13 protein-coding genes are annotated in these 11,450 nt (G+C 67.6%); 8 read left to right on the top strand and 5 right to left on the bottom strand.

Features of this window, described 5'->3' with window-relative positions:
- The 5 genes from FKP22_RS10010 to FKP22_RS09990 form a co-directional block, all read left to right on the top strand.
- Window positions 1-970 (top strand): nitrilase-related carbon-nitrogen hydrolase (locus tag FKP22_RS10010; protein WP_141287350.1); only part of this gene is annotated, 970 nt, incomplete at its 5' end.
- On the top strand, window positions 967-1,728 hold the full coding sequence (locus FKP22_RS10005; RefSeq protein WP_170200835.1) for a TadE family protein: 762 nt from the start codon (window positions 967-969) through the stop codon (window positions 1,726-1,728). The genes FKP22_RS10010 and FKP22_RS10005, both read left to right, overlap by 4 nt.
- Window positions 1,729-1,779: 51 nt before the next feature.
- The gene (locus FKP22_RS10000; protein WP_141287348.1) at window positions 1,780-2,124 is read left to right on the top strand and encodes a hypothetical protein; all 345 of its coding nucleotides are present in this window, start codon (window positions 1,780-1,782) and stop codon (window positions 2,122-2,124) included.
- A 1-nt stretch (window position 2,125) separates the two neighbouring features.
- Window positions 2,126-2,533, top strand: coding sequence for a hypothetical protein (locus tag FKP22_RS09995; protein WP_141287347.1), 408 nt, complete (start codon window positions 2,126-2,128; stop codon window positions 2,531-2,533).
- Window positions 2,530-3,501 (top strand): hypothetical protein, encoded by a 972-nt coding sequence (locus tag FKP22_RS09990; RefSeq protein ID WP_141287346.1) that lies wholly within the window; start codon window positions 2,530-2,532, stop codon window positions 3,499-3,501. The genes FKP22_RS09995 and FKP22_RS09990 overlap by 4 nt, the downstream gene beginning before the upstream one ends.
- Before the next feature lie 9 nt (window positions 3,502-3,510).
- Here FKP22_RS09990 and FKP22_RS09985 read toward each other — a convergent pair whose 3' ends face one another.
- Genes FKP22_RS09985 through FKP22_RS09975 form a run of 3 tightly spaced genes read right to left on the bottom strand, consistent with a single transcriptional unit; the run spans window position 3,511 to window position 6,469 of the window.
- Entirely contained in the window at window positions 3,511-4,251 is a 741-nt protein-coding gene (locus tag FKP22_RS09985) for a substrate-binding periplasmic protein (RefSeq protein WP_141287345.1), read from the bottom strand.
- A gap of 15 nt (window positions 4,252-4,266) precedes the next feature.
- Complete coding sequence (locus FKP22_RS09980; protein WP_141287344.1) at window positions 4,267-5,628, bottom strand: GGDEF domain-containing protein; 1,362 nt, start codon at window positions 5,626-5,628, stop codon at window positions 4,267-4,269.
- A 55-nt stretch (window positions 5,629-5,683) separates the two neighbouring features.
- Window positions 5,684-6,469 carry a substrate-binding periplasmic protein gene (locus tag FKP22_RS09975; protein ID WP_211361359.1) on the bottom strand — a complete coding sequence of 262 codons (786 nt, stop codon included), beginning with the start codon at window positions 6,467-6,469 and terminating at the stop codon, window positions 5,684-5,686.
- A 137-nt stretch (window positions 6,470-6,606) separates the two neighbouring features.
- On the opposite strand from FKP22_RS09975, the gene ubiA reads away from it, so the two are divergent.
- Window positions 6,607-7,545 (top strand): 4-hydroxybenzoate octaprenyltransferase, encoded by a 939-nt coding sequence (ubiA, locus tag FKP22_RS09970; RefSeq protein ID WP_141287343.1) that lies wholly within the window; start codon window positions 6,607-6,609, stop codon window positions 7,543-7,545.
- 84 nt (window positions 7,546-7,629) lie between these two features.
- On the opposite strand, the gene proC is transcribed toward ubiA, so the two are convergent.
- The gene (proC, locus tag FKP22_RS09965; RefSeq protein WP_141287342.1) at window positions 7,630-8,490 is read right to left on the bottom strand and encodes a pyrroline-5-carboxylate reductase; all 861 of its coding nucleotides are present in this window, start codon (window positions 8,488-8,490) and stop codon (window positions 7,630-7,632) included.
- 229 nt (window positions 8,491-8,719) lie between these two features.
- Between proC and FKP22_RS09960 the strand changes: the two genes are divergently transcribed.
- Together FKP22_RS09960 and FKP22_RS09955 are read left to right on the top strand one after the other, a co-directional pair.
- Complete coding sequence (locus FKP22_RS09960) at window positions 8,720-9,994, top strand: Glu/Leu/Phe/Val family dehydrogenase (RefSeq protein ID WP_141287341.1); 1,275 nt, start codon at window positions 8,720-8,722, stop codon at window positions 9,992-9,994.
- Between the two features lie 128 nt (window positions 9,995-10,122).
- Window positions 10,123-11,094: a Bug family tripartite tricarboxylate transporter substrate binding protein gene (locus FKP22_RS09955; protein WP_141287340.1), complete on the top strand. Its 972-nt coding sequence runs from the start codon at window positions 10,123-10,125 to the stop codon at window positions 11,092-11,094.
- A gap of 168 nt (window positions 11,095-11,262) precedes the next feature.
- Here the strand turns inward: FKP22_RS09955 and FKP22_RS09950 are convergent.
- Window positions 11,263-11,450: hypothetical protein (locus FKP22_RS09950; protein ID WP_141287339.1), on the bottom strand; the 188-nt coding region annotated here is incomplete at its 5' end.

Here is an 11,450-nt window from a genome sequence, read left to right as displayed (position 1 = left end):
CAGTCTGGCCTGGTGCGCGCTCTGGGGCTTGTCGAGACAGCCGACACCGGGCTGGTTGCAGACGCGACCCGGCAGTGATTTGAGCGTGATCGCGGTGCAGCCACCGGCCGAGCGTGGCCGCCACTGGACGCCGCAGGAGCGCGACGATGCACTCGCGCAGCTGAGCCAGGCCATCCGCGGGGCGGCACCGGGCACGGTGCTGGTGACGGCTGAAACCTTCTTCCCGGAACCTCCACCGCGTGTCGCATGGGGCGCCTGGCTCGACCTCGTAAAGCTGATCCGCGCGCGCGGCGTGCACGTGTTGGTCGGCATGCCGCACATGCTGCGCGACGAGACCGGGCTGCACATGATCAATGCCGTGGTGCAGCTCTCGCCCGAGCGGCAGTCGTTGTATGCCAAGGAACGGCTGGTGCCGGGCGGCGAATACCTGCCCTGGCCGGAGACCCTGGGCCCCGTCTATGCGCAGGTCTTCGAGAAGGCCCGCACGGGTCAGCAAGCGGGGCCACCGGAACTGACCGGGCCGCTGTTCGCCAGCGGCCAGCCGGTTGGTGCGTCGATCTGCCACGAGCTGTCGTTTGCGCTGACGATGAGCGAGCGGGCCCGCGAGGCGACCTGGCTGGTCAACCTGGCCGACGACATGTGGATCGACAACGCGCTGTACCGCCAGCAGATGGTGTCGGTGGCCCGGCTGCGCGCGATGGAGGCCGGCAAGACGCTGCTGCGGGTGAGCCAGGGCGCCACGTCGATGCTGGTCTCGCCGGAGGGTGAGGTGCTGGCCAGTGCGCCAGACGCCAACGCCCGCCTGATGCCTTTGCAGGTTCAGACCCGAGAGGGCCGCACGCCTTACCAGCGCGCGGCCGAATGGCTGGTGCTGCTGCCGCTGACCCTTGCGGTCGCCTGGTGCCTGGTGGCACTCGGCCGCCGCGTCCTCTTCCCCCGCCCGATGTCCAACCCGACGACGACGCCATGAAGCCCATTTTTTCGCACCGCCGCCGTGCCGGTCCGCCGCGCGCCCGTGGCATCACGCTGGTCGAGTTCGCCATCGTGTTTCCGCTGGCCACGCTGTTCGTGCTGAGCCTGATCCAGGTCGGCATGGTCTACATGGCCAAGCTCACGCTGAACCACGCCACGTTCATGGCGGCCCGGGAAGGCTCGCTGCACAACGCCAACGAGAGCTACATCCGCGAGGCCTTGATCCGTGGCCTCAGCCCGTTCTACCAGAACAGCACAAAGACCAGCGACAGCGACCGCCTGTTCGCGGCCTACTTGGATGCACAAAAAGCCAACAAATCATTCAATCCCTACAAGGCCGAGATCGAGATCCTGAGCCCGTCGCCGGACACCTTCACCGACTTCGGTGTCAAGGATCCCAAGACCAAGGTCACCTACATCCCAAACGACAACCTGGAGTACCGGGACGTGGGCGTGACTGGCGGCAAGTCCAAGCAGAACATCCGCGACGCCAATCTGTTGAAGATCCGCGTGCGCTATGGCTACGAACTGAAGGTGCCGCTGATCGGGGGCATGCTGTCTCGCATGATGTGCGGCGGCAAGATTGGCGTGCAGGCCTACGGCAATGTGCAACCGTGGAACGCCCTGATCCTGACCTCGCAGCCCACGGACTGCCTGAAGTACTACCAGCGCCCGCTCAGCGACGACAAGGTCTACATGCCAATCGAGAGTTACGCGATCGTCGAAATGCAGTCGCGTGCAGAACAAGCCAAGTGAAGAAGGAGTAGTGAGTTGAACAACATTCGATGGGCCGCAACGGCCATGGTCATGGTTTCCCTGGCGCTGAGCGCCTGCGGCGGCGGCGGCAACGAATCCGGCCCGCCGGATGCCATCCAGGCGTCGCCCGCGGCGGTGGCCGTTACCGGTCCCGCCGGTGCTTGCGCCACCGGGCTCGGCCCAACCGTTTACCTGTATGGCGGCACCCCACCTTACAAGCTGAAGAATTCGGTCCCGATGGCGCTCGCGCTGGACAAGAGCACGGTCGGATTGAGTGGCCAGGGCTTCACGGTGACCTTCACCAATGGCGTCTGCCTGGATGGCATGCCGGTGTCCGTCGAAGACGACATGGGCCGCATCATCGAGGTGATGTTCACCAACCAGATGGGGAGCTGAAATGCGCTTGGCCAGGCGGATCGCGGCCCTGGCGCTGTTGGCGGGCTTGGTTCCCGGCGCGTCCGCATGGGCAGGCGGTGAGCCCGGGCGCGTTCAGGTGTGCCGGGTCGGCGCAGTCGAGCTGATCGTGGGCGGCCAGGCGGCTGGGCAGGACTGCCAGCCAGGCGATCAGCGCCGCAAGCTCCAGGCCAGCCCGGCCACCACGGGCGAAACCGGAATTCCGACCGGCGTGCAGAAGGTGCGGGACCAGGAGCGCCGGCGCATCCTCGAAGAAGAGCTGGCGCGCGAGCAGGCCGCGATGAGCGACCTGCAAAAGCAGGGTGCGACAGCCGACCCGGGCAGCCTCGCCCGCACCCAGTCGAATCTCGTGGCGCTGCGGCAGGAATTGGCGCGCAGCAGCACGCCATGAGCCTCGCCCAACCGGGCGCGACTGGCCTGTCGCGCGAGCAGATGCTGGCGGTGTATGGCTTGACGCCCTTGCTGATGGCCGTGGTGGTGCTGGACCTGGTCGCCTTCCAGGGCCATGGCCGGCAACTGTTGCCGCACAGCCCGGCCTCGCTGCCCGTCTACAGCCTGGTGTTCGGGTTCCCGCACGTGCTGGCGAGCTTTTTCCTGCTGGGCGACCGCGAGTTGGCGCGTGGCGCGATGCCGGTGCTCTGGCCCTCCGCCCTGATCGCGTCGGTCAGCGCGGTGCTGGCGCTGTCCGTGCTGAACTCGCGTCAGATCGGCCTGGCGCTGATCCTGACGACCATGGTGCACGTGGTCGGCCAGCAGGCCGGCTTGGCCGCAGGCCAGGCCGGCCTGCGGCGTTGGCCATGGGCCACGCGGATCTGGCGCCTCCTGATGGCAGGCGTGGGCTGTGCGGCCGGCGCGGCAATTGGCGGCGAGGCCATGATCGCCGTGGTCGAGGCGCCCGAACCGTGGTTGCTGATGGCCGGCGTCTGCCTGCTGCTGGCGACACCGCTGGGCGTCTGGCTGGCCTGGCAGGCACGCCGGGCCGGTGGTGACATCCGCGCATTGTTCGCCATCCAGGCCACGGCGATGGCCGGCTACGCGCTGGTGCTTTTGGGTTACCCGCTGCTGAGCATCTGGCTGTTCCGCTGCGTTCATGACGTGACGGCCTTCATGGTCTACGGCACGGTGGCGAACGCCCGCATGCGCGCAGCACCCGGCGCCAACCGGCTGTACGCCTGGCTGGGCCTGCGAGGGGCGATCACCGGCTGGGTGCTGTGGCCGCTGTCCATCGTGCTGACCGCTGTGGCAGCACTGGCGCTGCCCGGCGTGGTGCTGGTCGCCCTGTCCTGGACCCACTACCTGGCCGAACACCGGATCTGGCGCGTTGGCTCGCCGCTGCGGCGCTGGCTGGCGCTGCGCTGAGCCAGCTTTTCAGCGGTGCGCACCCATCAAGCGCCCCACCGTCCCATCCGCCTTCAGCTTGTCGAACGCCGCCTTGGTGCGCGCCACGGTCTCGTCCGGCGTGGCCTTGCTATAGGCCATGTAGATGCCGGTCGTCAGCGCGTCCAGCGTCAGCACTTTTTCGAGTTTTGCAAAGGGAATGCCGGCCTCGGTGCAGAAAGCCTGTGCGTCGCTTTCGGGCAGGGGGACGAGTTCGACCTGGCCGCTGAGCAGCTTGCGGAAGTTGTCGACGTTCTGGGACGAGGTGATCAGGCGCTCGAAGCCCTGGTCCTTCAGGTACTGCTGGCGCAGGTCGTCGCGCATCACACCGATGCTGTAGCGCCTGGCGTCTTCGAGCTTGCGCACGGCAATGTCCTGGCGCTCACGCAGCTTGTAGAGGTGGTACTCGAGGCGCATGAATTCGCCGGCCCACTTGAACTGGGTTTCCCGTGCGGGCGTTCGCGCGATCAGGTAGATCAGCACGTTGGGCTCCTGCAGCGCCATGTCGTAGGCGCGGGCCCAGGGGTAGATGCCGATGCGGTGGTCGGTGAGGCCGGCGTTCTGCAGGCTGGCTTCGACGATCTCGCTGGCCGGGCCGGCGACCTTGCCGTCCTTCAGCACCACGTAGGACGAGGCTTCGGCAACAACCTTCAAGGTCTGGGCATGCAGGCTCGTGACGAGCAGCGAAGCGGCCAGCGCCAGCAGGCGAAACAGCGGGATGGAATGCTTCATCGAAAGCTCCTGGGACTAGTTCGAGACGCGGTTGCGGCCCCGGTTCTTGGCGCGGTAGAGGGCTTCATCGGCACGCTGCATCAGCTCATCGAAGCGGTGCATGGTCTCTTCGTCGAACTGCGCGACGCCAATGCTCAGCGTGACGTGCAGCGCCACCAGCGAACCGGTGTGCGGCAGGCCCATCTGCAGCAGCCGTGCGCGCAGCCGCTCGGCCGCGGCAACGGCCTGCTCGGCATCCAGCGCCGGCAGCAGCACGGCAAACTCCTCGCCACCGATGCGGGCGCAGAAGTCGCCCGAGCGGGTGAAGGTCTGCTTCAGCGCATCGGCCACGGCCTGCAGGCACTGGTCGCCGTGCGCGTGGCCGTAGGTGTCGTTGTAGCGCTTGAAGTAGTCGACGTCGCAGACCAGGAGCGACAGCGGCAGCTGCTGGCGCCGCGCACGGCGCAGCTCGGTTTCCTTGACCTCGTCGAAGTGGCGGCGGTTGGCCAGGTCGGTCAGCGGGTCGGCGCGTGACAGCCGCTCCAGCCGGGTGTTGACCGCGCGCAGCTCGGTGGTCTTGGCGTCCACCAGGTCAGCCAGGCGGTCTCGGTGCGCGGCCAGTTCGCGTTCGTCGCGGTGCTGGCGCGCCAGGTAGTCCGACAGGTTGCCCTGCAGGTGGTTGACGCCGGCTTCGAGCAGGGTGAGCTCGTCGCGATGGGCGGCAGCGCGCTGCAGCTGCAGCCGCCGGCCCAGGGTCTCGGGCGTCAACGTGGCCAGGTGGCGAGCGATGCGCCGCACGTGCACCGTGACCGAACGGTGGAACAGCCACATGATGAGGCCTGCCAGCAGCACCGACTGCAGCACCTGCGTCAGCACGATCTCCAGCAACTCACCGCGCAGCCGCAGCCACAGCAGGCGCTCGTCGCCCTGCAGCGTGAAGTCGCCAATTACTTCGACCGCGCCCGGATACGGGCTGTAGCTCAGCTCGCGCTGCAGTGTCGGGGCGCGGCCGCCTTCGGGCGCGCCGGGCTTGCGCTGCTGCAGCACCTCCGGCGAGCGGCCGGACTGGCGCAGCCTCAGCTCGATGCGGCCGACCGACTGCACCTGCGCCATGCTCGCCATGTGGGCCAGCAAGTCCTCGCGGTCCATCTCCCAGATGGCCTTGGCCAGCGCGCGCTGGAACACGTCGCCAATCAAGGCCAGCTCGGTGTTCATGGTCGCCACATTGGCCTGCCAGGCCAGCCAGGTGCGTGCAGCCACGCTGAGCCCGGTGAACAAGAGGCTGAACACCAGCGTGGCCAGCACCAGTTTGCGGCCCAGCGAATGGCCGAGCACGGTGTCGGACGGATGGTCGGGCGCAGCGGGCTGGGCGTCCACCGCCGGCTCGCCCGCGGGCATCGCAGGCTCAGCCGATGATGCTGGGCTGACGCCGTGATCGGCCGCGGCGCGGGCCTCACAGCCAGCGCTTCTGGATGCGCTCATAGCTGCCGTTTTTCTTGATCGTCTCCAGGCCCTTGCGGAAGCGCTCGACCACCGCGTCCGGCGTGCCCAGGCTGAACGCCATGTTCAGGCCTTCTTCGCTGCCCACATCGGGCAGGTGCAGCGCGCGGACCAGCAGCTTGGCGGGATCGTCGCCAGTGCGGCGCACCAGGTACAGCGCGTTCAGCTCGTTGGAGATCCACAGGTCGACCCGGCCCTGCTTGAGCTTTTCGTAGTTCAGTTCGTACTTGCTGCTGGACTGCAGGTTCTGCCCCAGCAACAGGCCTTTGCTCGCCAGGTACTGCTCGCCAGCGTCTTCATGCACGGTGGCGATCTGGTACTTGCGCGCATCCTCCAGCCGCGTGAGCTTGACGGGCCGGGCGGCCAGCGCAAACAGGTACCAGCGCGTGGGCGCGACCACGCCCACCCACTTGAACAGCTTCTCGCGCTGCGCCGTGCGGGAGATCGAATAGATCAACACATTCGGTTCGTTCAGCGCGGTGTTGTAGGCCCGCGCCCAAGGCATCACCTGGATCGCCGTCGGCTGGCCTAGCGCTTCCAGCACCGCCCGCACGATCTCCGTGCTCAGGCCGGTGACCTTGTCGTCCTGCGTCATGTTGTACGGCGGCAGCTCCTCGGTGAGGATGCGCAGCTCGGCCGGCGCCGCAGCAAGGCTCAGCCCCGGGCAGGCCAGCGCACCCATCGCGCCCAACAGGCAGGTGACGGCGTCTCGGCGGTTGGGCAGCGCAGCAGCTGGCATGGCAGGCGTAGGAGCGGACAACGGGGGCAGCAGGAGGCGGCGGCGGAAAGTTCCGCCATCGTCTGTGCTATCGGCTGGAACACCAAGGACTTGAGCCAGCTGAGGCTGGCCAGACCGAAGCGGATAATCCCACGCCGATGAACGCCTCTTCAGTCCCCGCCACGCCCAAGCCGGACGCACCACCGCCGCGCAGCCGTTTGTCGCTGTACCTGGACCTGATCCGCTGGAACCGGCCTGCCGGCTGGTTGCTGCTTTTGTGGCCTACGCTGGCCGCGCTGTGGATGGCGGCGGACGGTTTCCCGGGCTGGCATTTGCTGGCGGTCTTCACGCTGGGCACGGTGCTGATGCGCAGTGCCGGCTGTTGCGTCAACGACGTGGCCGATGCCGAGTTCGACAGGCATGTGAAGCGAACCGCACAGCGGCCAGTGACCAGCGGCGCGGTGAGCAAGCAGGAGGCGCTGGCTGTGGGCGCGGTGCTGGCACTGCTCGCCTTCGGGCTGGTGCTGACGACCAATCCGCCGACGATCTGGCTGTCCGTCGTGGCGCTGGCGGTCACGCTGCTGTACCCGTATGCGAAGCGCGTGGTGTCGATGCCGCAGGCCGTCCTTGGCGTGGCCTTCAGCTTCGGCATTCCGATGGCCTTCAGTGCAGTGCAAGGTGGGCAGGACTGGGCACTGGCGGCCATTCCGGCGGCCGTGCCGGCATTGGCCTGGTGGCTGCTGGTGGGCAACCTGTTCTGGGTGCTGGCCTACGACACCGAATACGCGATGGTCGACCGCGACGACGACCTGAAGATCGGCATCAAGACATCGGCCATCACGCTGGGCCGCTTCGACGTGGCCGGCGTGATGCTGTTCTACGGCGCCTACCTGATCAGCTGGGGCGCGCTGGGCCACGGGCTGGGCCTGCTGAAGACCTACCTCATCGGCATCGCCGCCGCGGCGCTGCAGGTCGGCTGGCACTTCACGATGATCCGCCACCGCTCGCGCGATGGCTGCTTCCGTGCCTTCCGGCTCAACCACTGGGTGGGATTTGCGGTGTTCGCCGGGACTGTGATCTCGTACTTGCCAAGCTGACGCGGGTCGAGCGCCGGGCCGCCCCAAGCCGGCCCGCATCCCCTCGGGGGGCCGCTTGGCGTGCCCGCCAAGCGAGAGGCGCCATCAAGCCCCAAACTCGTCGCCCAGTTCCTTGGCCCGGTTCTTCGCGGCCAGCATCGCGAACATGAAATGCTGCTTCACGCCATGCGCTTCCAGCACGTTGAGCGCGGCGAAGGTGGTGCCGCCCTTGGACGTGACACGCTCGCGCAGCACTTCGGGCGAGTCGCTGGATTGGCGGGCCAGCTCGGTTGCACCAGCGAAGGTGGCCAGCGCCAGTTCGCGGCCGGCTTCGGCGCTCAGGCCCATCTGTTCCGCAGCCTGGACCATGGCTTCGATGAAGTAGAAGACATAGGCCGGGCCAGAGCCTGACAGCGCGGTCACCACGTCCAGCTGCTCCTCGCGTTCGACCCACAGGCTGCGGCCGGTGGGCGCCAACAGCTGCTCGATCTGCAGTCGCTCGTCCAGCGTGACCTGGGCCATGGCGAACAGCCCGGCAATGCCTTGGCCGATCAACGCGGGCGTGTTGGGCATGCTGCGCACCACGCGCTCGCTGCCGGTGGCGCGGGCAATCGCCTGCACGCGGATGCCGGCCATCACCGACAGGTGCAGCGCCTGGCCGACATGGCCGGCGCAGGGCGCCGCAGCGTCGGCAAACAGCTGCGGCTTGATGGCCCACACCACCAGCCCGGCCTGCGCCAGCGCCGGGCCGGCCATCGGCAGCACCCGCACGCCGAACTGGGCAATCAACCGGTCCGCCTGCTCGGCCGAAGGCTCGACCACGGTGATGGATTCGGCCGCATGGCCGGATTTCAGCAGCCCGCCGATCAACGCACTGGCCATGTTGCCCCCGCCGATGAAGGCGACGCGGGAAAGGGCTGGCGCGGTGGCCGGCGACGGGGCGTGAAAGGGCGTGGCAGTGCTCATGCCGGCGAGTGTAGAGAAATGCCGTGTTCAGCGGCCGGACCGTCCCCTGTAGAGGGCATTCCGCCGATACAGATGCAGGCCGACCCGGGGACTTCATGCAAAACTTGCATAGCCCTCGGTGACAAATTCGGCGGCTCCGGGCCTAGAGTGCGGCCAGCGTCACGGCGGCCCCCATGAGACGGCCTGCCGCAGGCGCGCACACCCGAGAATTCCCTGGAGATTTCGCGTCATGTCTTCGCCGCTTTCCTTTGTTCACCCCACGCCGGACAGCCCCTGGGGCACCTACCTGTCGCAGGTCGACCGCGTCGTCCCCTATCTGGGCAACCTGGCCCGCTGGGCCGAGACGCTCAAGCGCCCCAAGCGCACGCTGATCGTCGACGTGCCCATCGAGCTGGACAACGGCACCGTGGCGCACTTCGAGGGCTACCGGGTGCAGCACAACCTGTCGCGCGGCCCGGGCAAGGGCGGCGTGCGCTACCACCCGGATGTGACGCTGGAAGAAGTGATGGCGCTGTCGGCCTGGATGACCGTCAAGACCGCTGCGGTGAACCTGCCGTTCGGCGGCGCCAAGGGCGGCATCCGCGTCGATCCGAAGCAGCTGTCGATCAAGGAACTGGAGCGCATGACGCGCCGCTACACCAGCGAGATCGGCCTGATCATCGGCCCGCAGAAGGACATCCCGGCGCCGGACGTGAACACCAACGGCCAGATCATGGCCTGGATGATGGACACGTACTCGATGAACACCGGCTCCACCGCCACCGGCGTGGTCACCGGCAAGCCGCTGCACCTGGGCGGCTCGGCCGGCCGCATCAAGGCCACCGGCCGCGGCGTGTTCGTCACCGGCAGGGAAGCGGCCCGCCGCATCGGCCTGGACCTGAACGGCGCGCGTGTCGCGGTGCAGGGCTTCGGCAACGTGGGTGGCTCGGCCGCCGAGCTGTTCGCCCAGGCCGGGGGCAAGATCGTCGCCGCGCAGGATCACACCGGCACCATCTACAACGCCAACGGTTTCGACCTTGGCGACCTGATCCCGCACGTCACCCACACCGGCGGCGTGGCCGGCTTCAAGGGCGCCGACGTGATGAACTCGGAAGAGTTCTGGGACGTCGATTGCGATATCCTGATCCCGGCCGCGCTCGAAGGCCAGATCACCGAGGACCGCGCCCGCCGCATCAAGGCCAGGCTGGTGCTCGAAGGCGCCAACGGCCCGACGGTGCCCAAGGCCGACGACATGCTGTTCGAGCGCAACATCCTGGTCGTGCCGGACGTGATCTGCAACGCTGGCGGCGTGACCGTCTCGTACTTCGAATGGGTGCAGGATTTCTCCAGCTTCTTCTGGAGCGAAGACGAGATCAACGTGCGCCTGGACAAGATCATGGTCGACGCGCTGAAGAAGATCTGGGACACCGCCGACCGCCACAAGATCACGCTGCGCACCGCGACGTTTGCGGTGGCCTGCGAGCGCATCCTGATCGCCCGCGAGGAGCGTGGCCTGTACCCGTAAACCGACGGACATGCCCCTGAGTGGGGCTGCTTCGCCTCATGCGCACGACAAGGCCACCTCCCGAGGTGGCCTTTTTCATGGCCGGCCATTGACGACAATGGACGCCCGTTGACTGCCACCTGCCTGCCATGCGCCGCCGCCTCGCCTTGCTGCTCCTGCCTGTTGTCGCCTTGCTGAGCAGCGCCACCGCCTGGGCGCAGGCCTGGCCAACGCGAGCGGTGCACATCGTCGTGCCGGCACCTGCCGGCAGCTCGGTGGACCTGACTGCAAGGCTGTTGGCCGACAAGCTGAAGGATCGCTGGGGCCAGCCGGTGGTGGTGGACAACAAGCCAGGCGCCGGCGGCATGCTGGGCGTGGACGCGGCCGCCAAGGCCGCGCCGGACGGCTACACGATCGCGGTCGGCTTCAATGGCCCGGTCGCCTTTGCGCCCTTCATGTACCGCAAGCTGCCGTACGACCCGGCCAAGGATTTGGTCCCGGTGGTGATGACCACGCTGCAGCCCAATGTGCTGGCGGTCAGCGCTTCGCTGCCGGTGAAAAACGTCAAGGACTTCATCGCGCTGGGCAAGGCCAAGGCCGGCAAGATGAACTACGCCTCGGTCGGACTGGGCAGTTCCTCGCACCTGACGATGGAACTGCTGCTGGCCGAGGCCGGCTTCGAGGCCACGCATGTGCCGTACAACGGCTCGCCGCCGGCCGCGATGTCGGTCGCCAGCGGCGAGACCGATGCGGTATTTGCCGCAGCACCCGCGCTGCTGCCGCTGGCCAGGACCGGCAAGCTGCGGCTGATCGCCGTCAGCGGCCGGCAGCGGCTGGCCTCGATGAAGGATTTGCCGACGCTGGTCGAAAGCGGGTTGCCGAATGTCGAATCGATGATCTGGAACGGCCTGTTCGTCGCCGCGCGCACGCCGGACGCTGTCGTGCAAAAGCTCAATGCCGACGTCAACGCCGTGCTGCAGGACCCGGCCGTGATCGCCAGCTTCGAGGTCCAGGGCCTGCTGCCCGGCAGTGGCTCGGTGGCCGATTTCCGCCAGACGGTGGCCGGCGACACGCAGCGCTGGGGCGCGATCATCCGCAAGATCGGCTTGCAGCTGGATTGAGGGCCCTTTGCCTCTGCCGTGGTTCAAATAAATGGGGTCAGAGTCAATTTATCTTAAGGTGCCTCAAAGCAGCGCTGCGGCTGTGCTCAGATAAATTGACTCTGACCCCATTTACTTGTGCGCCGACCGTCCCCCGCTTTCACCACGCGGGTCGGTCCGGCCTGCGTGTCAAAGGCCCGCGAGCAAAGCCGCATTCCCACCCGCTGCAGCGGTATTGACCGTCAGCGTCTGCTCCGCACAGAAGCGGTACAGCTGACGCGGACTGGTGGCTTCGGTGAGGGACAGCAGCGGCAGGATCGCGCCGGGCTGCGCGGCGAGCTGGTGCGCCAGGCGTGGCAACACCGCAGCAGACGTGG

The organism is Ideonella azotifigens, from assembly GCF_006519715.1.
In the GTDB taxonomy this organism is placed as follows: Bacteria; Pseudomonadota; Gammaproteobacteria; order Burkholderiales; family Burkholderiaceae_C; genus Ideonella; species Ideonella azotifigens.
Note: the sequence above shows the minus strand (reverse complement) of the source record. Positions and strands in the feature narration are given on the sequence as shown.

Bases quoted from the DNA above. Each gene is read 5' to 3' on its own strand.
- FKP22_RS09955 (WP_141287340.1), top strand. From the start codon at position 10,123: ATGCGCCGCCGCCTCGCCTTGCTGCTCCTGCCTGTTGTCGCCTTGCTG.
- FKP22_RS10000 (WP_141287348.1), top strand. From the start codon at position 1,780: ATGGTTTCCCTGGCGCTGAGCGCCTGCGGCGGCGGCGGCAACGAATCC.
- FKP22_RS09985 (WP_141287345.1), bottom strand. From the start codon at position 4,251: ATGAAGCATTCCATCCCGCTGTTTCGCCTGCTGGCGCTGGCCGCTTCG.
- ubiA (WP_141287343.1), top strand. From the start codon at position 6,607: ATGAACGCCTCTTCAGTCCCCGCCACGCCCAAGCCGGACGCACCACCG.
- FKP22_RS09995 (WP_141287347.1), top strand. From the start codon at position 2,126: ATGCGCTTGGCCAGGCGGATCGCGGCCCTGGCGCTGTTGGCGGGCTTG.
- FKP22_RS09960 (WP_141287341.1), top strand. From the start codon at position 8,720: ATGTCTTCGCCGCTTTCCTTTGTTCACCCCACGCCGGACAGCCCCTGG.
- FKP22_RS09975 (WP_211361359.1), bottom strand. From the start codon at position 6,469: ATGCCAGCTGCTGCGCTGCCCAACCGCCGAGACGCCGTCACCTGCCTG.
- proC (WP_141287342.1), bottom strand. From the start codon at position 8,490: ATGAGCACTGCCACGCCCTTTCACGCCCCGTCGCCGGCCACCGCGCCA.
- FKP22_RS09980 (WP_141287344.1), bottom strand. From the start codon at position 5,628: ATGCCCGCGGGCGAGCCGGCGGTGGACGCCCAGCCCGCTGCGCCCGAC.
- FKP22_RS10005 (WP_170200835.1), top strand. From the start codon at position 967: ATGAAGCCCATTTTTTCGCACCGCCGCCGTGCCGGTCCGCCGCGCGCC.
- FKP22_RS09990 (WP_141287346.1), top strand. From the start codon at position 2,530: ATGAGCCTCGCCCAACCGGGCGCGACTGGCCTGTCGCGCGAGCAGATG.